We start from the raw sequence: 24,767 nt of genomic DNA on the forward strand, positions 1-24,767 counted from the left end.
CCCCTGCCCCGGCTGCGGGATGAGCCGCGCGCTGTTTTCGCTCGCGAAGCTCGACTTCGCGGGAGCGTGGTATTATCATCCGCTGGTCTTCTTTCTGCCGCTACCGCTGCTTTATCTGATACACCGGAAAGCGTGGAAGCTTCCCGGCGGGAAACGCGCCGCGATCGCCGTCGCCGCCGCGATCGGGATTGCGTTGCTCGCGGTCTACGTTATACGCGCGCTGACGCCCGGAAGCTTCGTTTATGCGGAGATACACTCCTCGGTTTTTGCCGCGAAGGCGTAAAACCTCAAAAAAATCGAAATTTTGAAAAAGTTTTTGTTGACAAACCGCAAGGTTTCATATAAAATATATCAAGTGTCCTTTTGAGTGGATAAATACCCTTTACATATGGAGGTGCGTACTGATGGCAGTACCGAAGAGAAAAGTTTCAAAAGCGAAGCGCGACAGCAGACGCGCGAATACCTGGAAGGCGAAAGTACCCGGCATGGCCGAGTGCCCGCAGTGCCATGAGCTCAAGCTGTCCCACAGAGTCTGCAAGAACTGCGGCTACTATGACGGCAAAAAGATCATAGAGGTCGAGAAGTCCGCGCAGGAAGCCAAGGCCGCCGAGAAGGAAGAGAAGAAGGTCTCCAAGGCCGCCGCGAAGGACGCGAAGGCAATCGAGAAGGAAACCAAGAAGGCCGCGAAGAAGACCGCCAAGACCGCCGAAGAGAAGGTCGAGAAGGCCGTCGAGGAAAAGGCCGAGCCCATCGAGGAAAAGGTTGAGGAAGTCGCCGAGGCCGTCGAAGAGAAGGCCGAGGAAGCTGCCGAAGCCGTCGAAGAGAAGGCCGAGGAAGCTGCCGAAGCCGTCGAAGAGAAGGTCGAGTAAGTTTCCGGTTTTTGAAAGCGAAAAAACAGACGGAGCGATCCGTCTGTTTTTTTGTTATGTAAATCGACGTCGCTCCGCATTCAGAGCGGCATCTATCCCGATTCAGCCGTTTTCAACTCGCGTTTTTGTATTTCTTCGCCTGCACACGGTACATTTCTGCATACTTTCCATTTTGTCTCATCAGTTCGTCGTGAGATCCTCTCTCAATTATCTTGCCATCGGCAAACATATAAATACTATCCGCCATACGCGTTGTGGAGAGTCTGTGAGATATAAAAATGACCGTTCTGCCCTCCGCGCTTTTGAGTATGGACTGGTTTATCTCATACTCCGCAATCGGGTCGAGCGCACTGGACGGTTCATCCATAATTATCAACTCAAACGGTCTAGCAAACACCCTCGCGATGGCAATCTTCTGCGATTCTCCGCCGGAGAGTCCTACGCCATCGTCGCTGAACTCCGTTGTTAGCTGCGAACGAATCCCATTCGGGAGCTCCTTCAACTTGTTCCCGAACGAAGCCGCGTTCAAAGCCGACACAACCGCTTCTTCATCACCGTCCGCGTATTCCCCACCCATCACGTTTTCTGCGACCGTAGCAGCAAAAACCGTGTAGTCCTGGAAAACGGCTCCGATGTGTTTGCGGTATTCATCGGGAACAAACTCAGTTATACTGCGCCCGTTATAAAGTATCTCGCCGTCCTTTGCATCATAAAGCCTCATAAGCAGCTTGATGAGCGTCGTCTTCCCCGCGCCGTTGTATCCGACAAAGGCGACCTTTTCACCTTTTCTTATCTCAAGATCGATACCCTTGAGCGTTTTCTTCCCGTCCTCCGCAAAGGGATATGCGAATTCAAGATTCCTTATCGAAAGCGATTCGAACGCGGGAACGTCCTTAAGTTCTCCTTTGATCTTGGGTTCGTACCCGACGAACTTCCTGACTCTTTCTATGTAAAGGCTGTGCTCGTGGAACTTATTGATATATCCGATGAGATCAGTTATCGTCCAATACAGCTTGAAACTCGCCGCTATGCTCGCAGAAAACGCGCCAAGCGAAAGAGCAGGGTCAACAATATATCGAATCACCAGATACGTTGTAACAACCGTAGACGGAAACAGATTCAAAAGCCCGGACCGCAGGAATTTCAAAGCGACGATCTTTCCCACATACTTCCTTATGCATCCGATCTTTGTTCCGGTTGTTTTCTGATAGCTGTTCCTCAAATGCTCCGCGATCCCGCCCTGTCTAAGCTCCTTTTGATAATCCTGAAGATAAAAAACCCTGTCCACATAGCTGAGTCTGCGGTTGACCGGATTCAGCTCTTCTTCCATCTTATATTCAATTCTATTTATCTTTATCATAACCACAAATCCGAGCCCGACGGAAACGAGAAGCACTACCGCAACAATCCAGTCTATAAAAGCGAGCACGCCGAGTATGACGGCGCTTGACACAAGGCGGTTGATGAAGATGCTGAAGTTTTCCATAATTTCAACAACGCGATTGTCCGATTCGCGTATAGCCCAGATGAAATCATTATAAAACTCCGGATCGTCATAACAGCTCTGATCAAGCTCCCGCGCCTTTTTGTAGAGCTCGCTCTGCACGCCTTCGTGAAGAATCAGTCTGACGCGCGGCACGTATACCTCGAGACGCCATTTGTTAAAAAGCTCAAACGCCGCTTTATATCCGGCAACGAGCAGGCTCCAAAACAAAACAGTCCGGAATTCCACTCCCGCTTCGATTGCGTCAAACAAATATCGCAAAAACAGAATCCCGATTATGTGCCATGCTCCCCTGCCGAACGCTTCAACGAGCGTAACAAAGGTATAAGATGGCGAATACTTGAACGAATAGCGAAGCATAAACCAGATGTTCTTTGAAACACCTATCGAGCTGTGCCCTTCCTGTTTCTCTTTCTCTATTCTCTCTTTTTTCATATTATCACTTCCTCTGTATCCGCGTAGGAGTCCGCCTGCTTATGCCACATTTCAGCATATCCGCCGTTCAGTGACAGAAGCTCTCCGTGGCTACCTTGCTCGACGATCCTTCCGCTTTCAAACATATAGATTCGATCCGCCATCGTCGCGCTCGAAAGTCGGTGAGAAATGAAAATGACGGTCTTTCCCTCACACGCCTCGAACATATTTCGGTACATTTCCTGCTCTGCAATCGGATCGAGGGCTGATGTAGGCTCATCCATAATAACAATCTCGTGCTTTCCGGCAAACAGTCTTGCTATCGAAATCTTCTGCGCCTCGCCGCCCGAGAAGATCACGCCTTCGCTGTCAAACTCCTTTGTCACGTTGGAATCGACGCCGTCGGGGAGCGCCTCGACCATTTCATACGCACCCGCTCTTTTGAGTGCATCGCTGACCGTTTTTCTGTCATCGTCGGTTATATCGCCGCGCAACAGCACGTTCTCCGCAACGGTAGCGGCAAAAAGGCGGTAATCCTGAAACACGATCCCGAACTTACCACGATAGGATGAAAGTCGGTAGTCTTTGATGTTCCTGCCATTCAGCAATATCTCGCCCTTGTCAGGATCATAAAGTCTTTGCAGCAATTTGACAAGGGTGGTCTTGCCGGCTCCGTTGTGGCCAACGACGGCGATCCGCTCGCCGGCATTCACCGTGAAGCTGACTTCTGACAGCGCCGGAGTGTCCTGCTCTTCGTATGCGAAGGTTACATCCCTGATCTCCATCTTTTCAAATGCGGGAGCATCGGGGGCATTACTATCCTCAGCTATCTGCACCTCATACTCAAGAAAGCTGCGCAGATTATCTATGTAGAGTGAGTTTTGATCGAGATCCATAATTGTATTGCCGATGTAGTCAATATTACTCGCTATGCCGGCTATCGAGTTTATCACAACAAAGCAATCCCCGAGAAGCATCGTTTTGCTGACCAGCGTTCTGAAAGCCGCAAGTATTATTGTGCCGGTATCCACTATCACCTCAAAAATAAAATCGAACAGGTAACGTAAAAGCATTATCTTATATCCGTACTTCCGTACTATCGCTTTCATTTCCGCAATGCTGCTATGCATACGGTTGAACATAACTTTCCACATTTCTGTCAAACGCATTTCTTTTGAAAACTCCTGCAGATAAAACGTCCTGCGAACGTAGTCTCTTTGGCGGCGGACTTCTTTATTCTTCATATTGTATTCGTAATAGAGTCTGTTCCTTTTTTTGCCTATAAGAAGCGTGTATATAAACGGAAGCAAAGCGAGCAGCAGGAATATCGGATCGATAGTAAAGATCAGCGTCCCGACGGCTACAACATTAACCACAGCCCAGATGATGTTTGTCACGCTGTACATAGTTCCGTACGGGCTCGCCGAGTCAATCGCCTTGACGTACATATCATAGAATTCCGGGTTTTCAAAGCATTTCAGATCCACTTCCGCCGCCTTCTTCGCCAGGATGTTCTCGACGTACGCATCTATGACCGGGTATTTGAGCTTATAGTAGCGCGTCGCGAGGCAGCCGAATACGTTGACAAGTATCGAGTATCCAGCCATACACGCCAGCGTTATGACAACCGTTTTCAGCGGCTTGCCCTCCTGCAGAGCGTCCAGAGCGTATTTATAAAGATAAGTGCCTAAAAGGAACGAATTTACACCGGCGAGAATATTTTCCGCCATCATAAGCCAAAACACCCCCGGACAGGCTTTGAGAACCAGACCGAGCATAAATCTGTTGTTATTTACGGTGTGTTTCCAGCTTGACATTTTCTTTTCATTTCTCATATGTCAGAAGCATACCTCTCGCAGATATTGTATAGCGAGTATACCCCACCCCCCGAAAAATTGTCAATATGTTTTTTCAAAATATTTAACTACAGATTATAAAAATTGAATCACAGATAACAAAACCCGGAATATCGTGCGGATGCGCAGAATCCCGGTGGTATTTCGCTTCGCTCTGTATGACGGTTTTTCGACTCCGGTTATAAATAGGTCGACGCTATTTCAACAGCAAAAGGGAGTCGCCCCTTTAGGGCGACTCCGATCACTTTTATGCGGTTTGACGTATTATTCCTCTATCCCGAGCTTCGCGAGCTCTTCGGCGGTGAGCGGGCGGGCTTCGCCTTCCGCGAGGCCGGGCGGCAGCGTCACGCCGCCGAAGGCGACGCGCTTCAGCGAAAGCACGGTAAGGCCGCGCGCGGCGAACATACGCTTGACCTGATGGAACTTCCCCTCGCGCAGCGTCACGCGGGCGAGATTTCCGCCGAGCGGCTCCAGCTTCGCGGGCAGCGCGGTGAAGTCCGCAAGCTCCATCCCTTCCGCGAAGGCGGCGGCGTCCGCGGCGGTCGGCGTTCCGTCCAACTCCGCGATGTACGTCTTGTCGACGTGCGACGCCGGAGCGAGCAAGCGGTGCGCGGCGGCGCCGTCGTTCGTTATTATAAGCAGCCCCGTGGTGTCCTTGTCCAGCCGCCCGACCGGGAAAACATCGCGCCGTTTCTGGCTTTCGGGAAGCAGGTCCACGACCGTGCTCTGCCGCCTGTCCTCCGACGCGCTGAGCACTCCTGCGGGCTTGTTCATCATGATATAAACAAAAGAGCTCCGCGGCAGCGTCCTGCCGTCGAAGCTCACCGTTTCGGTATCTATCTTCCGCTCCGGAGAAAGCTCGACGGCGCCGTCCACGGCTACCCTGCCGCGCTTTATCGCGGCCTTCGCGTCCCGGCGCGTGATATTCGCGCGTGAGGATACGTATCCGTCCAACCGTTCCATAGCAGAATTATTTGGCTTCCTGTTCGTTCTCGACCGTCTTGATAAGGTTCAGCAGCGAGCCCGAAAGGGACGGCCAGTTTTTGCTTATCTTCTCGGGCGAAAGCTTCAGCTCCTTCGCCTTCTCCGCGGCGGTAACGCCCTCGACGTGCGCCTTGCCGAGGCAGGCCTTTATCTTCGTCTCGCGGATGAGCATATCGGCGGCGATGAGCTCCGGGAAGACTTCTTCGTTCAGTTTGAACATCGCGGCGGTGTTGCCCGCGTTCGCGGAATAGATATACCTGAACGCCTTATAGACGACGTCCATAATGTAATCGGACATCTCGGTAACGAGCGTCTTGTTGTCGCATTCCGCGAGGATATCGAAGATAACGTTCAGCGAGTTGACTATCAACTTCTTGTTGAGCGTCGGGAGCACGCTTCCGCGCAGGGCCTTGTCGCCGCTCCCCTCTTCCTCGGGGATCTCGTCGACCTTGATGGTAGTGCCGAGGCGGTCGGCGCTCCTGCCGAGCAGGTAGTCGCAGGAGACGTCGTAGTAATCCGCGACGCGGAGGACGAAGTCGAGCCCGCATTCGCGCACGCCCTTTTCGTAATGGGAAAGCAACGCCTGAGAAACGCCGAGTTCCAACGCGGCCTGCTTCTGACTGATGCCTTTTTCTTTTCTGATTAAGGTTATGACCCGCGCGAAATCGTTCGTCTGCAAGCGTTCCTCCTCCTTCCCTGCGTTTTTTTCATCCGTTGCAAAAGCGTGAAAAAAATACAGTGCCGCCGCTACCGGAGACACGTATTATTTACACCTCAAATCAACGTAATGTATATTATATATCAGTTTTTCCGATTTGTAAAGACGAAAATGCGACAATTTCTTCGTCAAGTTGCATAAAAATGACTTTCTATTTTTGTGCAAAAGGACGAAAATTGGGTGTCGGTATGAATCCTACTCATATTATTCAACCGCCGCAAACGCGTCCGTGAGTTCCGTGATGACGGAGTTCGACAGGAGCACTCCCTCGTCGGAAAGCGTTATGCGGTCGGAAACGCGGATTAGCCCGCGCTTTTCAAGTTCGGCGGTGACGGCGTTCGGCACAAAGCGCAGACCGAAGCGTTCGCGCATAAGCGCGAGGTCTATGCCGCCGGAGGTGCGGAGCGCGAGCATTATGTATTCGTCCGCGCCGCCGCAGGGACCGCGGTCTTTTTTATACGCTCTGCCGGCGGCGTAGTCGGCGACGCTCCCCTCTGTCGAGGTGCGCCTGCCCCCGAAGCAGGAGTGCGCGGTCGGGCCGAAGCCGAGGTAGTCGCCGAGCGACCAGTATTTCATATTGTGGCGGCATTCGTAGCCGGGCTTCGCGAAGTTGCTTATCTCGTAGCGTTCGTAGCCGAGCTCGCGGAGAAGGCCGGATGCGGCGAGGTACATTTCGGCGGTCTGCTCCTCGTCCGGCAGGTCGGACGGGACGTTTCTGCCGAACGGGGTATCCGGCTCGATCTTCAGCATATACGCGCTGACGTGGTCAAGGCCGAGCGCGGCGAAGGAGTATATCGTGCGCCGCATGGACGCGGCGGTCTGGTCTGGGATGCCGAGCATCATATCGCCGCCGACGTCCCCGAAGCCCGCGGCTCTGCCCTCCGCGACCGTTCGCACGGCGTCGCGGAAGGTGTGGATGCGCCCGAGCTTTTTCAGCTCGCCTTCATCGGCTGACTGGATGCCGACGGAGAGGCGGTTGAAGCCCGCTTCGCGCAGTGCCGTCAGCAGAGGCAGGTCGGCGGTGGCGGGGTTGGCTTCAAACGAGATCTCGGCGTCCGCGTCGACGCCGAAAGAGGCGCGGATCGCGTCCAGCGCCTTTATCAGCTCCGTTCCCGCGCAGGACGGCGTGCCGCCGCCGAAATAGACGGTGTCGACCCGGTATTCGCCGCCGTGCGCTTCGCCGGCGGCGCGGATATCGGCGCAGAGGCGCGAAATATACTCCGGAATAAGCGAAAAATCGGTTACCGAACAGAAGTCACAGTAACCGCATTTTTTCACGCAAAACGGAATATGAACGTAGATCCCCAGCGGCTTTTTCATATCAGAGCATCACGGAGGACTGGAAGTAGTTTTCGTTCAGCGAGCTGCCGGAGCTTTCGCCGGAGTCCTGCGTTTCGTCCGACGAAGCGGCGTAGCTGTCGTCAACCGAGCCGTTTTTGTCGGGATCGCCCTTCGTTTCGTCGCCGCCGCAGGCGCAGAGCGAGAACAGCGCGATAAGCGCCGCGAGCAGTATTATGAGAAGTTTTTTCGCTTTCATTTTCTGTTCCTCCCGTATGGGATACGGCGTCAGTGTCGCCGTTACGCTGAATTTTATCACAGAATCGAAAAAATTTCAACCCCTTCTTTTTCACGGCGTTGCGTGCAGCGCGGGAAAATGTTTTTCCGCGCCCTTTTTTCGACCTCTTTTCTCCGGACGGGACGGCTATAATATAAAGCGCGGGACGGGGGTGGAGCGAATGAAAACGGTATATGCCGACGTGCTTTTCTGCGTCAATTTCTTTATCGACTTCGCTCTGCTCGCCGTCACCGCGAGGATACTGAAACGCCGCCTTTCCGGACTGCGGCTGACCGTATGCGCCGCGCTCGGAGCCGCATACTCCGTAGCGGTGTTCTTCCCGAACCTTACGCTGCTCGCGACGGTGGGGGTGAAGCTGCTCTTCTCCGCCGTGCTCGCGCTGGCGGCGTTCGGAGCGCGCACCGCGGCGGGATATTTCAAGGCGCTGGGAGTGTTTTACGCGGTCAGCTTCGGCTTCGGCGGCGCGGTCTTCGGCGCGTACACGCTGCTGAAGCCGGACGGCGTCGTCATCAGCGGCGACGCGATCTATATAGACGTCGACCCGTTTTTTCTCTTTATGCTCATCGGCGGCTCTTACTGCGCGGTGTGGATATTCAGCCGCCTGCTGCCGAAGCGGAGCGAAAGTCACGCGCGGGTGCTTCTCCGCGTCGGCGGGCGGACGGCGGCGCTGAATGCGCTCTACGACTCCGGAAACGGGCTGACCGAGCCGGTCTCCGGCGCGCCGGTGCTCGTCGCGGAGTACGCCGCAGTCGCGCGGCTGATACCGAAGCCCGCGCGCCCCGCGTTCCGCGGACACCCCTGCCGCGAGGCGGCGGAGTGGGGACACGGCTACCGCCTCATATCCGCGCGCGGCGCCTTCGGAGGCGGAGCGGCGCTGCCGGCGTTCCGTCCGGACGCGGTGAGAGTGATCTCCGGCGGCGCGGAATACGAGACAGGCGACGTCTTCGTCGCCGTCGTCGCGGGGCCGCTTTCGTCCGACGGGAGATACGATTCCCTCGCCGGCGCGGCGCTGCTCCGCGGACTGACGCAAACAAGCAAAAAGAAGCGCAAAGGAGCGGAGATATGAACTTCCTGATTTGGCTGAAAGAGCGCCTCTCCCGATTCTTCGGGAAGGTCTTTTACATAAACGGGCCGGACACCCTGCCGCCGCCGCTTTCGCCGCAGGAGGAGGCGGAATACGTTTCGCGGCTCGGCGGCGACAGGACCGCCCGGGACGCGCTGATCGTTCACAACCTGCGCCTCGTCGTCTATATAGCGCGGAAATACGAAACGAGCGGAGCGGGCATCGAAGACCTGATCTCCATCGGCTCCATCGGGCTGATAAAGGCGGTGGAAACCTTCAAGGCCGACCGCGGCATCAAGCTGGCGACCTACGCCTCGCGCTGTATCGAGAACGAGATACTGATGTATCTGCGCAAGATAAGCGGACAGCGCGCCGAGGTCTCCATCGACGAGCCGCTGAACGCCGACGCGGACGGCAACGAGCTGCTGCTCTCCGACGTGCTCGGCTCGGACGGAAGCGAGATCGGACGCGGCGTTGAAAGCGAAGCCGAGCGCACGGTGCTCGCCGAACTCGTTTCGCGCCTCGGCGCGCGCGAACGCGAGATTACAGAGCTGCGTTTCGGCCTCTGCGGCAGGCGCGAGCTGACGCAGAAGGAGGTCGCCGACAAGCTCGGCATTTCGCAGTCTTACATCTCGCGGCTCGAAAAACGCATCCTCTCGCGGCTCAAAAGCGAGCTGGAAAGTCTGGTATAAGCGCATAACATCCGCCGAATCTGCCGATACTTTTTCCGTAAGCGTAATTTACGGGAGGTACGGCAATGACGAACAAGGTCGAAATATGCGGCGCGAACACCGCGGAGCTTCCGCTGATGAAGGAATCCGAGAAAACCGAGCTGCTCGAAAGGATACGCCGGGGCGACGCATCCGCGCGCGACAAGCTCGTATGCGGCAACCTGCGGCTCGTGCTCAGCGTCATCCAGCGTTTCACCAACCGCGGAGAGAATCCAGACGATCTCTTTCAGGTCGGGTGCATCGGTCTGATAAAGGCGATAGACAACTTCGATCCGTCGCACGGGGTATGCTTCTCGACCTACGCCGTGCCGATGATAATCGGCGAGGTGCGCCGCCACCTGCGCGACAACTCCGCAGTCCGCGTCAGCAGGTCGATACGCGACACCGCCTACCGCGCCCTGCGCGCGAAGGAGGAGCTGCTGACGAAGCTCGGCAGGGAGCCCTCCGTCACCGAGCTGGCGGAAAAGATGGACGTTCCGCGCGAGGAGGTCGTCATCGCGATGGAGGCGATAGTCGATCCGCTTTCGTTCAGCGAGCCGATCTATAACGACGGCGGCGACGCGATACTCGTTATGGACCAGATAAGCAGTCCGCGCGACAGCGACGAGAACTGGATAGAGGAAATAATGCTTAAGGACGCGATAAACAATCTCTCCCCGCGGCAGCGGCACATCCTTTCGCTCCGCTATATCAAGGGCAGGACGCAGACGGAGGTCGCCGCCGAGATCGGCATTTCGCAGGCGCAGGTCTCCCGCCTCGAAAAAAGCGCCCTTAACGAGATAAAGAAACAGCTTTGAAATATTTGAACGCCTCGTTCGAGGCGTTTTTTATTTGCTCTTTATTTTTGCCGCGATTTCTGGTATAATTCAATAGCAGGCGAACGGTATCGCCGACAAAAACCCTATGTAAGATTTCGCCTTTTCCCGTGTCTTATTTATGAAACGGCTTGTCATTAAAAAACTGCGGCAGCCGTTCGGGAGGTAAGATATGAAAACAATAATCGCTGTTTTGCTTTTGATCGCCGTCGGACTGACGGCGGCGGCGTGCGGCGCGAAGGGCGAAACGCTGAGCCCTGCCGAGCGCTACGCGCTGAATGTCTGCACTGCAGACGAGGCGCTGGAGTGGGCGAAGGACACGGATACGGTCGTCTTTGAGGGCGGCGTCCTCACCTCCGGCGGAGGCGTATGGGACGATTTTTATGCCGCAGTCGCCGAAAACACGCCCGCGTCGGTCCTGCTCGCGCAGTATTACACTCTTGACGATAAAAGTGTAAGCTCCGAGCTTTACGCGCGCGAAAAGGATAATTACCCGGTGCTTTTCTTCTGCCTCGTCGAGTTCGACGGCGAGGAATACTCCTTCACGGTGCGCGACAGCAAAGGCATGGAGACCGACCGCAAGGGCAGCTTCAAATACCTGCTGCATTTCAGCGGCGATAATCCGCCTACAGCCCGTTACGACACCTACGACGCCTACGTGCTGGTCGACGACCCCACGGCTACGTGGGAAGGCATTTGGGAAGGGGTATACAGTTCGCAGTCGAACGCTGGCTACGCGCATTTCTTTGTTTACAACAATAATATCGGGTTGAGATAAATCATCAAGGCGGTGTGAGTATGGAACTTAAATACCATCAGGATACCGATAAACTGCATATCGGCTGCGAGGCGCCGAGGGCGTATTATATCCCCTACGCCGAGGGCGACCGCGTGCCCCCGCGCGAAGCCGCTTCCGCGCTCGCGGACTGTGGCGCGTCGTCGCTTTTCACGTCGCTCTGCGGCGAGTGGCGCTTCGCGTTTTACGCTTCGCCCGAGGCGGTGCCGGAAGAAGCCGTCGGCGCGGACTATCCGCTGCCGGAAGCGACGCTGAACGTGCCTTCCGTCTGGCAGCTGAACGGTTACGACAAGCCGGCGTATATCAACGTGCGCTATCCGTTCCCCTACGATCCGCCGTTCGTTCCGCGCGAAAACCCCGCCGGGCTCTATCTGCGCGACGTCGAGCTGACTCCGCGCGGGCGCGCTTACATAAACCTCGAGGGCGTCGACTCCTGCTTTTACTTATGGGTGAACGGCCGCTTCGCCGGTTATTCGCAGGTGTCGCACTCGACGAGCGAACTCGATATAACGGAACACCTGCGCGAAGGGCGCAACCGCTTCGCGATACTCGTGCTGAAATGGTGCGACGGGACTTATCTCGAATGTCAGGACAAGTGGCGCACGTCCGGCGTCTTCCGCCGCGTATATCTGCTCTCGCGCAGCGAGGGACATCTGCGCGACTACACCGTTACCGCGGGCGCGGACGGCGCGCTCCGCTTCGAAGGCGACGCGCCCTGCCGTCTGCGGCTTTTCGACGGCGAAAGCGTGATCGCCTCCGCCGACTGCGCGGGAAGCGCGGAGCTGCGCGTTCCTTCGCCTCGGCTGTGGACCGCGGAAACGCCGGAGCTTTACACCCTCGAAATATCCGCCGCGGGCGAAAAGATATACGAAAGCGTCGGCTTCCGCAGCGTCGCCACGGACGGCGGCGTATTCAAGGTCAACTCCGCGCCGGTCAAGCTGCGCGGAGTAAACCGCCACGATTCGCACCCGGAGCGCGGCTGCGCCGTCACGACCGACGATATGCGGCTCGACCTCGAGCTGATGAAGGCGCACAACGTCAACGCGATACGCACCTCGCACTATCCCAACGACCCGCGCTTTCTCAAGCTCTGCGACGAATACGGCTTCTACGTTATCGACGAGGCGGACGTCGAGGCGCACGGTGTACTCACCGCCGCGCCGGACTACGCGCTGACGAAGGATATTGCCGAAAAGCCGATGTGGAAAAACGCCCTGCTCGACCGCGAAACGCGGCTTTGGGCGCGCGACAGAAACCGCGCCTCCGTCGTGATATGGTCGCTCGGCAACGAATCCTTCTGGGGCGGGAACTTCATCGCCTGCACCGACCTGCTGCATAAGCTCGACGCAACGCGCCCGGTGCATTACGAGGGCGCTTCCGCGGATATGACGCCCGAGGGTGACTACCCCGCCGGCGTCGACTTCATAAGCCGTATGTACCCATCGCTCGAGGATATAAAAAAACAGCTCGCGCGCCCCGACCCACGCCCGTATTTCCTCTGCGAATACAATCACGCGATGGGCAACAGCGGCGGCGAGCTCGCCGACTGGTGGGAGCTGATATACTCCGAGCCGCGCATGTGCGGCGGCTGCGTCTGGGAATGGTGCGACCACGGGATAAAGACCGGCGAAAACGCCGACGGCTCCCCGCGCTTCGCCTACGGAGGCGACTTCGGCGAAGCGTATCACGACGGCAACTTCTGCATGGACGGGCTCGTCTCCGCCGACCGTAAGCCGCATTCGGGCCTGCTCGAGCTGAAGCAGGCGTACGCGCCATTCGCCTTCAATGAGGCGGACGGCGGCGTGAGGATAACGAGCCGCCTCTCTTTCACCCCGTCGGACGGGTATCTGCTGAAAACACTCGGCGAGCTGAACGGAAGGCGAGTTTCGCTCAAAGCCGAGGCGATGCCGCGCATCGAGCCGCTCGGAAGCGCGGTCATACCGCTCCGCTTCCCCGACGGCGACGGCCTCGCGGCGGTCACCTTCTCCGTGCTCGACCGGAATATGAACGAGGTCTGCTTCAAGCAGTTCACGCGAGGCGAATACGCGCTCCCCGCGCGTTCCGGCGCCGAGGGCGCGGCCGCGATCGCGGAAAGCGATACCGAAATAAGAATAACCGCCGGCGAGGCGGAATATATCGTATCCAAGCTCTCCGGCCTGCCCGTTTCGATTAAGGCGGGCGGCGAAGAGCTGCTCGCGGAGCCCGCGTATTTCAGCGCCGTGCGCGCCGCGACGGATAACGACGTCCGGGAAAAAGAAGAGTGGCGCAAAGCCGGATTCTACGATATGCGCGCGGAAGCGCGTGAGATAAGCGCCGTAGGCGGCGCGGTAAAAGCGCGGATCACACTCGGCGGCGACGTCGTCGTGCCGCCCTTCGCGGTCGAGGCGGAATATCGCTTCTTCGCCGACGGGAGCTGCGCCGCCCGCTTCGGCGTCGAGGTCGCGGAAAGCGCGCCCTCCCTCCCCCGCTTCGGGCTCGCGCTGCCGCTGAAAAAGGACTTCACGCGCTTCGCGTGGTTCGGGCGCGGCGCGGGCGAAAGCTACCCCGACAAAACGCTCGCGACACGGATAGGCCGCTTCGAGGCGGCGCTGCCCGAACGCTTCGATTACAGCGTCAAGCCGCAGGACTGCGGCGAGCGCATGAACGTCCGCGAGCTGACCGTCCGCGGCGAAGGCGCCGCGCTGAACGTTTCCGCGGACGCGGACTTCGCCTTCTCGCTGTCGCGGTGGGACGTCGGCGAGCTCGAAGCCGCCGCGCACGACTGGGAGCTGCCGGAGCCGAAGCATTCCGTCCTCACCGTAGACGGCGCGCTCGGCGGCATCGGCACGAACAGCTGCGGCCCGCGCCTGCAGGATAAATACCGTTTCACCGAAAAGCGCTTCTCCTTCGCCTTCACGATAAAGCCGGAGAAGAAATAGTGTCGCGAATATAAAAAAGACCTGCCGAAAGGCAGGTTTTGTTTTGTTTATTCGTTTTCTCTTATACGTTCTTCAAATACCCGATCAGCGCGCGGACGCCGTCGTCGATATCGCGCTCGGCGGCGGTGAAATCACGTGTATACCACGGGTCCGCGACATCGCCTCCCCTGCCCGTGAAATCGAGCAGCTTGCGCACCTTTCCCTCCGGGTCGCCGCCGAATACGCGCAGCGTGTTGCGGAGGTTCGCGCCGTCCATCACGACGATGAGGTCGAAGCCGGCGTAGTCGCGCCTCGTCAGCAGGCGGGCGCGCTTATCCGAACAGTCTATGCCCCGCTCCGCGAGCAGTTTTTTCACCGGCGGATATACGGGATTGCCCACGCCGCCCCATATCTCCTCGCCGCTCGTCGCGGCGGACTCGGCGCGCGCTTCAAGCCCCGCTTTGCGGGCTTCGTCGCGGAATATATACTCTGCCATCGGACTGCGGCATATATTGCCGTGGCAGACGAACAGTATCTTCTTCATTATCAGAGCCCTCTGATCCAGCGCTCCCAGACCGCCTCGTCGACCGCCGCGACGCTCGGGTACGCCTTGCGTATCTCGGCGCAGAGGAACTTCGCCTTCGCGACGACGCCGGGCTTGTCGGCATACCACCAGCTTTCGAGATCCTCGTTGTCTCCGGAGATAAAAAGCTCCTCGAAGACCGTGGCGCGGTCCTCAAGCTGATTCGCCTGCCCGTAACCGCGGACGAAGTAATTTTCATCGTAGTCGGTGTCGTTCGCCTCGCGCGGATCGCCGTAATACTCGAAGCCCTTCGGGTTGAGTTTTTGCCATCTGTCCCATATATCGTCCATGCGGTATTCCATCGAATGCATCATTTCGTGGGCGATGTTGGACTCGTTGAAGAACGAGGTCGACAGCGCGATATAGAGTATGCCGTTGCTGTTGCTCGCGTAAGCGGCGGAGAAATCGTCGCTTATGCGCTTTGCAATATAGAGGCGGAACTCCTCGAACATATCGCCGTTCAGCATCTCGGTAAAGATGCCCTGCGGGAACTTTCCGAGCGTTTCGTCGAGGATATCGAGGCACATATAGCCGGGCGCGAAGGTGTCGTTGTTCTCAAGGTCGGCGATGCCGTTCTCGGCGGTGCGCTCCTCGGGGTTGATGATGATCTTGACGCCGTACTTTTCACCGATCTCGTCGGCGCGCGCCTTCGTCTTCTCCTCGATCTCGCCGAAGTTCACGGACGTCACGTTGGCGCTGTCGGCGGTCTCGTACGCGCCGACGGTGAAGTCCCAGACGTAGATGTCGATAACGGTCTCGACCGCCTGATAGTCGCCGTCGTAACCGCAGTTGCAGTCCTCGCCCTCATACTCCTCGCCCGCGCCCTCGCAGTCCTCTTCCTCTCCGGCGAGTTCAACTATGTCGTCCGCGGCGTTGGGCTGCGGCTCGGATGAGGTTTCGGCGGCGGAGCTTTCGGGCTCGACGCTCTCCGGCTCGGACGAGCTTTCCGGCTCGGAGCTTCCGGAGGACTCGGGCGGCTCGCTTTCCGCGCTGTCGGAGGACGCGGACGAGCTCTCCTCTTCGGAGCTTTCGCCGCCGCTCTCCGATTCGTCGGAGGAACTCTCTTCTTCGGAGCTCCGCTCCTCTTCGGAGGATAAGTCTTCGCCGCCGTCATAGTCGGGCTCGGGATGGTCGCTCTCCTTTTCAAACTCCAGCACCGTCAGCACGTATTTGTCGTTCATGACCGTCTGGTTGGCGTAGGCGTTGTAATATCCCTCGCGCACGGTGGAAACATCGGCGCGGTTGATTATCCCGCCCTTTGCGAAATCGGTCAGGTGGAAGGAGTTTTTGTCCTCACCGTCTTTGCAGTACGCGATCTTCATCCCGTACTTCGCGGCGCCGTATTCGGCGTCCGTCTCGACGAAGTATATCCTGCTCGGGTCGTCGTAGAATATCATCGCGCGCTTCCTGCCGCCGTCGTAGAAGGCGCAGTAGTCGTCCTGCCAGAAATCGGTCACGCCGAGCGCTTTGTAACGCGCCTCCGGATCGACCTTTTTGGGAACGTAGTTGTCGAGCTTGTTGAAGTCGCGGTCGTAGCCGATAGTTACTTCTTTCTCTTCGCCGCGCCATTCGGTGAGAATAACGACGCCGGCTTCGTCATAAGCGGCGGAGTAGCCGTATCCATTGTCGGACGCGAATTTCAGCTCGTTTATGAGCTTGTTGCGTTTCAGATCCCAGCGGCGCAGCTCATAAGGCGTTTCGGCACCGGCGGCGTTGTTGTAGAGCATTATCAGCGCCTCGTCGCCCCAGACGGAGAGGGAGTTCACGCCGTAGTTCGTCAGATCGCCGAGCTCCAGCTTCACGAAGCCGTTTTCCTTCTTCGGCGCGCAGGCGCAGAGCCCGACCGCCATGCAGGTGAGTATTACCAATGCAATAACGCGTTTCATCTCAAATGCTTCCCTTCGTTTAACTTATGCTATCATTATAGCACGGTTGACGGAAAAAAACGGTTACAAATTAGTTACAATTTTGTAACCTTTTTGTAACTTTTTCGCCGACGCGCGCGGCGGCGAAACGAAAACGCGGCGCCGTAAGATTATTCTTGAAAAACGCGGCGGCTTGTGATATAATTGCTATATATTTTTGAAAAGAGGCAGAGAATGGAAAGCAAAGGCAAAAAAGAGTTCGTGCGCACGATCAAGTTCATGCTTTTTTCTATAAGCGCCGGAATCATACAGATCGGCAGCTTCACTCTGATGAACGAGGTCTGGCACTTGCCCTACTGGGTATCCTACCTGATCGCGCTCGTCCTGTCGGTTCTGTGGAACTTCACGCTCAACCGCAAGTTCACCTTCAAATCCGCAAACAACGTGCCGATCGCGATGCTCAAGGTCGCCGGATACTACGCCGTGTTCACCCCGCTCTCCACAATGCTTGAGCACTATCTGACGATGACGCTCGGGTGGAACGAATACCTCGTCACGGTTATAAATATGTTCATCAACCTCGTTACCGAGTTCCTGTTCCAGCGCTTCTTCGTCTTCGGCAAGTCCATCGACTCCGCCGTCAAGAAGAATGAAGAGGTAACGGAAGAAAGCGACGGCTATACGGGAATCATCGACGAATAATCTCCGATGAAGCTTATGCCGTAACCGCGAAAGGATAACGACATGACCTTTTACATGAGCGCTACAATCATCATAGAGCTGCTTATGATAGCCATGACGCTGCACGTGATAAACTACTCCGGCTTCACGCGTCAGCAGAAGGCCTGGTTCATTATGACCTTCGCCTCGGTTATGGTGTGCTCCGCCGCCGAATTCGCCGTCCACTGCGGGTATTACAAGCCGTCCTGGGCGATACCGCTGACGGTAATAACGGTCATCCAGTTCTCGGCCTCGCCGCTGCTGGCGGTCTTCTTTTCCGGCGCGCTCGGTCAGCATAAGGAATCTAAAAAGGCCGTGCGGTTCTTTATGATAAACGCGGTGATCGAGATAGTTTCCGCGCCGTTCGGCTGGGTGTTTTATTTCGACGCCGAAGGGTATCACCGCGGAAAGTTCTTTATTATCTACACCGTCTGCTACTTCCTCGCGCTGCTTTATCTGATAATCAGCATGATCGTGGTCGGAAGAAAGTTCCGCCACAGAGACACGCTGACGATAGGAATGGTGCTCGTAATACTCATCGCGGGCATTATCCCGATGACGTTGATGGAGATACATATAGCATATATCAGCATCGGTATCGCCGCCTGCCTCTGCTACATCTACTATAACGACCTCGTGCAGGAGGATATACACGCCGACCTGGTCGCAAATCAGGAAAAGATAACCGTTATGCAGAAGCATACGATATCGGGGCTGGCGAACCTCATCGAGAGCCGCGACACCGATACAGGCGAGCACGTTTCACGCACCGGCGCCTACGTCAAGGCGATCGCCGAGAACGCGATGGCCGAGCGGATCTATCCGGACGAGATAGACGAGCGTTTCGTCTCCCTGCTCTCCACGCTCGCGCCGATGCACGACGTCGGCAAGATACTCGTTCCGGACAGCATACTGCGCAAGCCCGGCAGACTGACGGACGAAGAATACGAGATAATGAAAACTCACGCCTCCAAAGGCGGAGACGTCGTAAGGCAGATGCTGAAGGGCATCACCGACGAAGAATACCTGAAGTTCGCCTCCGACATAGCGACCTACCATCACGAGCGCTGGGACGGCGCAGGATACCCCGAAGGTCTTTCCGGTGAGAACATCCCGCTCGCCGCGAGGATAATGGCGATCGCCGACGTCTTCGACGCGCTGGTTTCCGAGCGCTGCTACAAGAAGGCGATCCCCGTCGACAAGGCGCTCGAGATAATCCGCTTCGAAGCCGGCGCGCACTTCGATCCGAAGCTCGCGGAGATATTCCTCAAATACTATCCGTTCTCGAAAGAAGAAAACGATTGATGGATTATAACTTTTACTTATTCGCAATAGTTATCACGGAGCTGCTGATGCTCGCGATGCTCATACACGTCGTGACTTATTCGGCGTTCACAAAGGGGCAGAAGCGCTGGTATATCTGCACCTTCCTCGCCGTAATGCTCTGCGCGGGCGCGGAAGTCCTGGCGCTGAAGTTCAGCGGCAGCGGCGGCGGCGTGGTAGTCCCGCTGTCGATTCTGACGGCGGTGCAGTTCTCGATCACCCCGATGCTGCCCGTCTTCTTCGCGGGCGCACTCGGTATGCGCCGCATGATAAAGGTCTCCGGCGCGCTGCTGCTGATACACGCGGCGATCGAGCTGCTTTCGCTGTATTTCGGCTGGGTATTCTACTTCGACGAGAACGGCACCTACTTCCGCGGCAAATATTACATAATCTACGAAGCGTTTTATATAGTCAGTCTGCTCTTCCTCATCGGAAGTCTGATAATGGTCGGCAGGCGCTTCAAGCACAGGGACGTTCTCACGATCGTAATGATACCGGTAATAATGGCGGCCGGAATCATCCCGCTTATCTTCTTTAAGATTTATACCGACTATATCGCCATCGGTGTCTGCGCGAGTCTCTGTTACATCTATTACAACGATCTGGTCCAGCAGGACGCGAAAGCAAAGCTCGTAGCGGACCAGAAAGTAATATCGGGTATGCAGGAGAACATCATAACCGGAATGGCGAGCTTGATAGAAAGCCGCGACGCAGAGACCGGCGAGCACGTTTCGCGCACGAGCAACCTCGTCAAGAGCATCGCCGAAAACGCCCGAAACGACGGAGTCTACGCCGACGCGCTTGACGACCGTTTCGTTACCGAGCTCTACGCGCTCGCGCCGATGCACGACGTCGGCAAGATAGTCGTTCCGGACGATATACTGAAGAAACCCGGCAAGCTGACACCCGAGGAATTCGAGCAGATGAAGCGCCACGCCTCCGAAGGCGGCACGGTCATCAGACAGATACTCAGCGGCATCACCGACGAGGAATACCTGAAGTTCGCCTCCGCTATAGCGACCTGCCATCACGAACGCTGGGACGGGAGCGGCTATCCGGAAGGACTCTCCGGCGAGGATATTCCGCTCGCCGCGAGAATAATGGCGATCGCCGACGTCTACGACGCGCTGATCTCCGAACGCTGCTACAAAAAGGCGATCCCGGTCGGCGAGGCGCTCGAGATCATACGCGATGAATCCGGCTCGCACTTCGATCCGAAACTCGCGGAAGTGTTTTTAAAACACGTCGCGAATGAGTAAAACATAATCAAAAAAGGACGGCCGCGCGGCCGTCCTTTTTTATTGCTCCAACTATTTCAATATCTCTTTTATCTGCTTTTCCGCCGCGTTCGGATAAAGATCGCGGACGCGGGCGAAAACGCGCTCGCGCGACCTTTCCGGCGGCTCGGAGTAGGCCGACGAAAGCAGACCGTGTCCCCAGCGGCTCTCCGGCGTCGAATAGACCGCGATGGGCCAGCCGTACGGCTCGCCGCCGCGGCTACGCCGCTGACGGAAGTCGCGCACGGTCAGATAAAACTTATGCTGAAGCGCGGTGAGCGCGCCTTCAAAGTTCTTCGCGCCGCCCTTGCCGAAGCCGGCGAGGCGCCTGATCTCGTTCGAGTAAAGCTCGCCGCCGTCCGCGAAAAGATCCATAATCAGCTTTTCGCGGCGGTCCACCTTGCCGTCGCTCCAGAGCGCGTCGAAGTCGTAGCCGTCGCGCCTCCAGTTCGCGAAGAACGGCAGCCATTCGAGTGAAACGAAGCCCGCTTTGCCGCCGAAAAACTTACCGTAAGCGACCTTGCCGCCGTCGGCGACGACCTTGCGCCATTCCCACGGATCGCGGGCGGGATCGTCTATCCACCAGTCGAGCGCGAGGGTGCGTTCCTCGACGGAGAAGCCCTCCACGCCGTTGGCGAAAAGCGGCAGGAATCCGTCCTTCTCCACCAGCGCGATCAGCTCCTCCGGAGTCTTCAGCCGACCGGGCGCGTCGTATCTGAGCGCACGCGACACCCATTCTCCGTTTTCGTTAGCCATTTCGTTTCCCTCCATTCCCGGATATGATTATACCATTTTTCGACTCCGTCCGCAAGAAAAAAACACGCTCCCGGCGCATCGCGCCCGGAGCGTGTTCTTCATTTCAGCAATGCCAGCACCTTATAGAGCAGCTCGTAAAGCTTGATCGCCTCTTCGGGCTCGAGCCGGACGCAGCCGGAAACCTTTTCCGGCACGGAAAGCGCGCGTTCCCTGAGCGCTTCACCCCGTTCGGTGACAGCGACGAGCACGACGCGTTCGTCGTCGGGCGAACGGCGGCGTTTGACGCAGCCCTTCTCCTCCAGACTCTTGAGCACCGGAGTCAGCGTGCCGCTGTCGAGAAAAAGCTTCGCGCCGAGCTCCTTGACGCTTATCTCCTTTTCCTGCCAGAAGACCATCATCGCGATATACTGCGTATAGGTCAGATCAAGCTCCTTCAGATGCGGCGTGTATTTCTTGATCATCTCGCGCGACGCCGCGTAGAGCGGAAAGCATATTTGATTTTCAAGCTTGAGCGCGTCGTATTTGTCCATAATATCCTCCGAAAAGCTACGCCTCGGACGCGAGCTTATCGCGCGTTTCCACGGCAAACTTCGCCGCAGCCGCGGCGTCAGCTTCGTTCGGGCGTCCCTTATGCATAAATTTGAAGCGCCCGGGGCAGTTGAAGTATTCTTCGCTCACCTTGACTCCCGCCTTGTCTGCCGCCGCTTTTATCTTTTTGCGCGTGGACATTCCCGAAGCGGACGTGCCGAAGCAAACGATGACCCCTACCTTTCCGGCGCAGGCGGCGACGAATTCCTTTATCGCGTCATCAACGTCGAAGGCGTAGGGCGAGCTGCCGAGGAAAAGCATATCTGCTTCGCCTTCGAGCCCGTCGGCGACGGGGCGAGCCGTCACGCCGAGCGCCGAGGCGATCGCTTCCGCGAGTTTTCCGGTGTTGCCGGATCTGGTGTAATAGGATACGGCGATCTTCATAATAATCTCTCCTTACGCGGCGTGCGTTTCGTTATAGGCCTTTCTGACCGCCTTCGCGAGCTGATCCGCGCAGGAAGTCGGGCGGCGTCCGCAGGTGTTGCCGAGCAGATACTGCTCGATCTTCTCCACAGTCCAGCCGTCGACGAGCTTACTTATCGCCTTGAGATTGCCGTTGCAGCCGCCGTAAAACTCTATGTTGCTTATAACGTCGCCGTCGATGTCAAAGCTGATGACCTGAGAGCAGACGTTTTCGGTTCTGTAATCGTAACGCATCAGAGCGCCTCCTCGACCTTTTTCGTTACCTCGTCCATCGGGAGCGTGGGCTCGAAACGGGCGAGGATCTCCCCTTCGCGGCTTATGAGGAACTTTGTGAAGTTCCACTTCACGTTGCCGTTATTCTTATAATCCTTATCCATCTTTTTGACGACGCCCTTGAGGATGAGCGACATCGGGCTCTTGCCGAAGCCCTCGAACCGCGTGTTCTCGGAGAGATATTTGAAGAGGGGATCGGCGTTTTCGCCGATGACGTCGATCTTCGAGAACTGCGGGAAGGTTATCCCGTAGCGGCCGGTGCAGAAGCTGTGGATATCCACGTCGTCGCCGGGCGCCTGCTCGTGGAACTGGTTGCAGGGAAAGTCGAGTATCTCCAGACCGTCCGCCTGATGCGCTTCGTAAAGATCCTGCAGCCCGTCGTATTGCGGGGTGAAGCCGCAGCCCGTCGCCGTGTTCACGATAAGCAGCACCTTTCCCTTGTAGTCCGCCAGCGAGACCTCGCCGCCATCCATCGTTTTGACCTTGAAATCATAGATTGACATTGTTTTGCCCTCCTTTTGGTTGTTCTCAATTTGATTGAGTTCAATTATTATTATACTCGCCTCTCCTGTTTTGTCAAGAGTTTTTTGAAAAAAGTGCCCGGCAAGCCGAATAATACGCAAAAAAGCGCCTCCGCAGAGGCGCTTTTCGTATGAGCGTATTTGTCAGAACTTGCCCTCGGTGATGCAGACCGCGGTCACCTGCGTGAAGCCCTCGACGTTTTCGCCGTGAAGCGGGGTGAACTTGAAGCTCCACTCCCTGCCGTCGGACGAACGGAAATATCCGTTAGCATCCGCGGCGGCGGCTTCGATGTCTCCCACAAGCTTCGGGTCCTGCCCGACGAGCTCGCGAGCAAGCGTTTCCATCTTCGCGTTCACGAGCAGCAGTCTGCCGTCCGAATCCGCGAAGCATACGCCTTCGTCAAGTCCGTCCAGCGCCTGCTTTACCGCGAACGGCGTAAGCCGCCTCTCATCGCGCCTCTTTTCATGCCTGAAGCCGAAGAACAAGCGGACAGCCACCGCGACCGCGACCGCCGGGAAGATGAGCCAGGGCAGTTTTATCGTGTCGCCTACGAGATCCGGACTGCCTTCTGCGGTTATCAGCGCGAGCATCAGCAGCAGCTGCACGAAAACGATCGCGTCCTTGATGCAATGCCTTATCTTATGTGTTGAAACGTATTGGTAAATGCAGAGCGCGAGCTCCGCGACAGCCGTTATGAAAAACAGACCGGCGAGAAGCAGACGCCATTCGGGAGCGAGCAGAGAAAATTGCGTCATCTGTCCGCACCCCCTTCCTCAAGGGAAATACCCGGTGTTTTCGCGTCCTCCGTCCAGAAGGCGTAGCCGCCGCCGACGTGCGCGCTGTAAAGCGTCTTGCCGCCGCGCACGTGCACCGGCCTTTCAAACGCGGTCATCATTTCGCCGCGGCTCATCGGATCGGCGTCCGCGGAAACGCAGAGCTCTTCGTAATTCACGTCAACGAGGCGAACGGATACGCCCTTCGCGGCACGGAGCATATCTTCATAAAGCGCGTTGGAACGTATCATTCCGTAGTGCAGGCAGCTCTCGAAGAACGCAGCGAACGCGAGGCAGAGGAACGTCGCCGCATCCGCGAAGTTGCCGCGGAGGAACGGCGCGCCAACGGCGTAGAGGATTATATAGGTCGCGGAGATCGCGACGGGAAGCGGCAGCCAGAGGTACTTGCCCTTCTTGCGTTTGCCGCTCTTGACGAGCGTTATTATCAGCGCGGCGAGCATACAGACGGCCGCCCAGCCCGCAAGCGCGTAGAAGCCGGCGCCGTAGGCCGCTTCGTCCGCCCCGCGCAGCGGAAGCGAGGTGAAGACGAGGCCGTGCAGGTCGTTGGTGGCAACGAACGCCGCGATCAGAGCAGCGGGTATGCAGATGAGATACGCCGCTTTCGGCAGGCGGTATCCGTCCGGCTTGCCGACGCAGAAAGCTGTCAGCAGCGCGCAGGTCGGCACCGCGAGCGCAGCCGCGCAGCAGAGGTAGAAAATCACCTTCGCCGCCGTTACGTTAAGCACGAAGAGCGATATGAATTCGACGGCTGCGAGCAGGAACACTCCGGCGGCCGCAGCAAAAGTAAGCAGACGGCGGGTCTGCTTTTGCACTACGCGGCGCGCGACGGAAAATCCCCACGCCGTCAGCATACCTATATAAATGAACGTGCTGACGAACTTGAGGAATTCAGCAAGAAAGTCGCTGCCCGCTCCGCGCGCTACTCCGCGGCAGAATACCGCGACTACTATAAGTCCCGCGACCGCGAAACAACGCGCAACGAACGCGCGATTGCTTTTTGACATTAACTCCGCCTCCTATCGCATCCGGATAACTCCGAACGCACGGATTTGTTCATGACATATAATTCGCTATTTTCCTATATAACATATTTATAACACATTTTTCAGATAAAGTCTACCCTTTTCGCAAGAGAATGGCAATTTTTTTCACAAAACCGCTCCGATATTTTAACAAATGCGCGAAAATTATGCTTGACAAACGCGCCGTCGGGCGGTATAATTACTCTTGCGCTTCCGAAAGAAGCATACGCGGATATGGCGGAATTGGCAGACGCGCTAGATTCAGGTTCTAGTGGGGGCAACTTCGTGGAGGTTCAAGTCCTCTTATCCGCACCAAACAGTACAAATCCGAACCCTAAGCCGATTGGCGAAGGGTTCGGATTTGTCGTTTATTTCGACTATCCGAATTTCAATCTCAA

The 24,767-nt window shown here is 56.9% G+C and carries 24 protein-coding genes, 1 tRNA gene and 1 pseudogene; 11 read left to right on the plus strand and 15 right to left on the minus strand.

Annotation, left to right across the window (positions count from 1 at the left end; genetic code table 11):
- Both IJL83_03925 and rpmF read left to right on the plus strand, forming a co-directional pair.
- Positions 1 to 283 (plus strand): DUF2752 domain-containing protein (locus IJL83_03925; protein ID MBQ6552746.1); only part of this gene is annotated, 283 nt, incomplete at its 5' end.
- Between the two features lie 121 nt (positions 284 to 404).
- Positions 405 to 584 (plus strand): annotated as a pseudogene (gene rpmF / locus IJL83_03930) (50S ribosomal protein L32).
- A gap of 397 nt (positions 585 to 981) precedes the next feature.
- Here rpmF and IJL83_03935 read toward each other — a convergent pair.
- The 6 genes from IJL83_03935 to IJL83_03960 all read right to left on the minus strand — a co-directional run bounded on the left by IJL83_03935 (position 982) and on the right by IJL83_03960 (position 7,882).
- Positions 982 to 2,808 carry an ABC transporter ATP-binding protein gene (locus IJL83_03935; protein ID MBQ6552747.1) on the minus strand — a complete coding sequence of 609 codons (1,827 nt, stop codon included), beginning with the start codon at positions 2,806 to 2,808 and terminating at the stop codon, positions 982 to 984.
- Positions 2,805 to 4,517, minus strand: coding sequence for an ABC transporter ATP-binding protein (locus IJL83_03940; protein MBQ6552748.1), 1,713 nt, complete (start codon positions 4,515 to 4,517; stop codon positions 2,805 to 2,807). The genes IJL83_03935 and IJL83_03940 overlap by 4 nt, the downstream gene beginning before the upstream one ends.
- 390 nt (positions 4,518 to 4,907) lie before the next feature.
- The gene (locus IJL83_03945; GenBank protein MBQ6552749.1) at positions 4,908 to 5,606 is read right to left on the minus strand and encodes a 16S rRNA pseudouridine(516) synthase; all 699 of its coding nucleotides are present in this window, start codon (positions 5,604 to 5,606) and stop codon (positions 4,908 to 4,910) included.
- Between the two features lie 7 nt (positions 5,607 to 5,613).
- Positions 5,614 to 6,306: a helix-turn-helix transcriptional regulator gene (locus tag IJL83_03950; protein MBQ6552750.1), complete on the minus strand. Its 693-nt coding sequence runs from the start codon at positions 6,304 to 6,306 to the stop codon at positions 5,614 to 5,616.
- Between the two features lie 243 nt (positions 6,307 to 6,549).
- Positions 6,550 to 7,665, minus strand: a complete 1,116-nt coding sequence (gene hemW / locus IJL83_03955) for a radical SAM family heme chaperone HemW (protein MBQ6552751.1) — start codon at positions 7,663 to 7,665, stop codon at positions 6,550 to 6,552.
- A 1-nt stretch (position 7,666) separates the two neighbouring features.
- Positions 7,667 to 7,882, minus strand: coding sequence for a hypothetical protein (locus IJL83_03960; GenBank protein MBQ6552752.1), 216 nt, complete (start codon positions 7,880 to 7,882; stop codon positions 7,667 to 7,669).
- Between the two features lie 199 nt (positions 7,883 to 8,081).
- Here IJL83_03960 and IJL83_03965 point away from each other — a divergent pair, with 199 nt between their 5' ends.
- The 5 genes from IJL83_03965 to IJL83_03985 all read left to right on the plus strand — a co-directional run bounded on the left by IJL83_03965 (position 8,082) and on the right by IJL83_03985 (position 14,244).
- Positions 8,082 to 8,987, plus strand: coding sequence for a sigma-E processing peptidase SpoIIGA (locus IJL83_03965; GenBank protein MBQ6552753.1), 906 nt, complete (start codon positions 8,082 to 8,084; stop codon positions 8,985 to 8,987).
- A complete protein-coding gene (locus tag IJL83_03970) occupies positions 8,984 to 9,676 on the plus strand; it encodes a sigma-70 family RNA polymerase sigma factor (protein ID MBQ6552754.1) in 693 nt (230 codons plus the stop codon). The genes IJL83_03965 and IJL83_03970 overlap by 4 nt, the downstream gene beginning before the upstream one ends.
- Before the next feature lie 65 nt (positions 9,677 to 9,741).
- The gene (gene sigG, locus IJL83_03975) at positions 9,742 to 10,512 is read left to right on the plus strand and encodes an RNA polymerase sporulation sigma factor SigG (protein MBQ6552755.1); all 771 of its coding nucleotides are present in this window, start codon (positions 9,742 to 9,744) and stop codon (positions 10,510 to 10,512) included.
- A gap of 190 nt (positions 10,513 to 10,702) precedes the next feature.
- Complete coding sequence (locus IJL83_03980; GenBank protein MBQ6552756.1) at positions 10,703 to 11,308, plus strand: hypothetical protein; 606 nt, start codon at positions 10,703 to 10,705, stop codon at positions 11,306 to 11,308.
- 20 nt (positions 11,309 to 11,328) lie between these two features.
- Entirely contained in the window at positions 11,329 to 14,244 is a 2,916-nt protein-coding gene (locus tag IJL83_03985) for a glycoside hydrolase family 2 (GenBank protein MBQ6552757.1), read from the plus strand.
- Positions 14,245 to 14,305: 61 nt separating this feature from the next.
- On the opposite strand, the gene IJL83_03990 is transcribed toward IJL83_03985, so the two are convergent.
- On the minus strand, positions 14,306 to 14,767 hold the full coding sequence (locus IJL83_03990; GenBank protein ID MBQ6552758.1) for a low molecular weight phosphotyrosine protein phosphatase: 462 nt from the start codon (positions 14,765 to 14,767) through the stop codon (positions 14,306 to 14,308).
- A gap of 2 nt (positions 14,768 to 14,769) precedes the next feature.
- Positions 14,770 to 16,692 carry a hypothetical protein gene (locus IJL83_03995; protein ID MBQ6552759.1) on the minus strand — a complete coding sequence of 641 codons (1,923 nt, stop codon included), beginning with the start codon at positions 16,690 to 16,692 and terminating at the stop codon, positions 14,770 to 14,772.
- 213 nt (positions 16,693 to 16,905) lie between these two features.
- Between IJL83_03995 and IJL83_04000 the strand changes: the two genes are divergently transcribed.
- The 3 genes from IJL83_04000 to IJL83_04010 are packed head-to-tail and all read left to right on the plus strand — an operon-like array spanning position 16,906 to position 19,973.
- Positions 16,906 to 17,373: a GtrA family protein gene (locus tag IJL83_04000; protein ID MBQ6552760.1), complete on the plus strand. Its 468-nt coding sequence runs from the start codon at positions 16,906 to 16,908 to the stop codon at positions 17,371 to 17,373.
- Positions 17,374 to 17,415: 42 nt separating this feature from the next.
- Positions 17,416 to 18,696, plus strand: coding sequence for an HD domain-containing protein (locus IJL83_04005; GenBank protein ID MBQ6552761.1), 1,281 nt, complete (start codon positions 17,416 to 17,418; stop codon positions 18,694 to 18,696).
- Positions 18,696 to 19,973, plus strand: a complete 1,278-nt coding sequence (locus IJL83_04010) for an HD domain-containing protein (GenBank protein MBQ6552762.1) — start codon at positions 18,696 to 18,698, stop codon at positions 19,971 to 19,973. The genes IJL83_04005 and IJL83_04010 overlap by 1 nt, the downstream gene beginning before the upstream one ends.
- A 51-nt stretch (positions 19,974 to 20,024) precedes the next feature.
- Here IJL83_04010 and IJL83_04015 read toward each other — a convergent pair whose 3' ends face one another.
- The 7 genes from IJL83_04015 to IJL83_04045 all read right to left on the minus strand — a co-directional run bounded on the left by IJL83_04015 (position 20,025) and on the right by IJL83_04045 (position 24,351).
- Entirely contained in the window at positions 20,025 to 20,747 is a 723-nt protein-coding gene (locus IJL83_04015) for a hypothetical protein (protein ID MBQ6552763.1), read from the minus strand.
- Positions 20,748 to 20,845: 98 nt separating this feature from the next.
- Entirely contained in the window at positions 20,846 to 21,277 is a 432-nt protein-coding gene (locus IJL83_04020; GenBank protein MBQ6552764.1) for a MarR family transcriptional regulator, read from the minus strand.
- A gap of 16 nt (positions 21,278 to 21,293) precedes the next feature.
- On the minus strand, positions 21,294 to 21,719 hold the full coding sequence (locus IJL83_04025; GenBank protein ID MBQ6552765.1) for a flavodoxin family protein: 426 nt from the start codon (positions 21,717 to 21,719) through the stop codon (positions 21,294 to 21,296).
- A 12-nt stretch (positions 21,720 to 21,731) separates the two neighbouring features.
- Positions 21,732 to 21,992 carry a TIGR03905 family TSCPD domain-containing protein gene (locus IJL83_04030; GenBank protein MBQ6552766.1) on the minus strand — a complete coding sequence of 87 codons (261 nt, stop codon included), beginning with the start codon at positions 21,990 to 21,992 and terminating at the stop codon, positions 21,732 to 21,734.
- Entirely contained in the window at positions 21,992 to 22,534 is a 543-nt protein-coding gene (locus tag IJL83_04035) for a glutathione peroxidase (protein ID MBQ6552767.1), read from the minus strand. The genes IJL83_04030 and IJL83_04035 overlap by 1 nt, the downstream gene beginning before the upstream one ends.
- Positions 22,535 to 22,696: 162 nt before the next feature.
- Positions 22,697 to 23,308: a hypothetical protein gene (locus IJL83_04040; GenBank protein MBQ6552768.1), complete on the minus strand. Its 612-nt coding sequence runs from the start codon at positions 23,306 to 23,308 to the stop codon at positions 22,697 to 22,699.
- Positions 23,305 to 24,351 (minus strand): hypothetical protein, encoded by a 1,047-nt coding sequence (locus tag IJL83_04045; GenBank protein ID MBQ6552769.1) that lies wholly within the window; start codon positions 24,349 to 24,351, stop codon positions 23,305 to 23,307. Before IJL83_04045 ends, IJL83_04040 begins: the two co-directional genes overlap by 4 nt.
- 246 nt (positions 24,352 to 24,597) lie before the next feature.
- Here IJL83_04045 and IJL83_04050 point away from each other — a divergent pair.
- Positions 24,598 to 24,684: transfer RNA gene (locus IJL83_04050), tRNA-Leu, on the plus strand.
- Positions 24,685 to 24,767 lie beyond the last annotated feature (83 nt).

It is taken from the genome of Clostridia bacterium (genome assembly GCA_017438525.1).
Taxonomy (GTDB): Bacteria; Bacillota; Clostridia; order Oscillospirales; family RGIG8002; genus RGIG8002.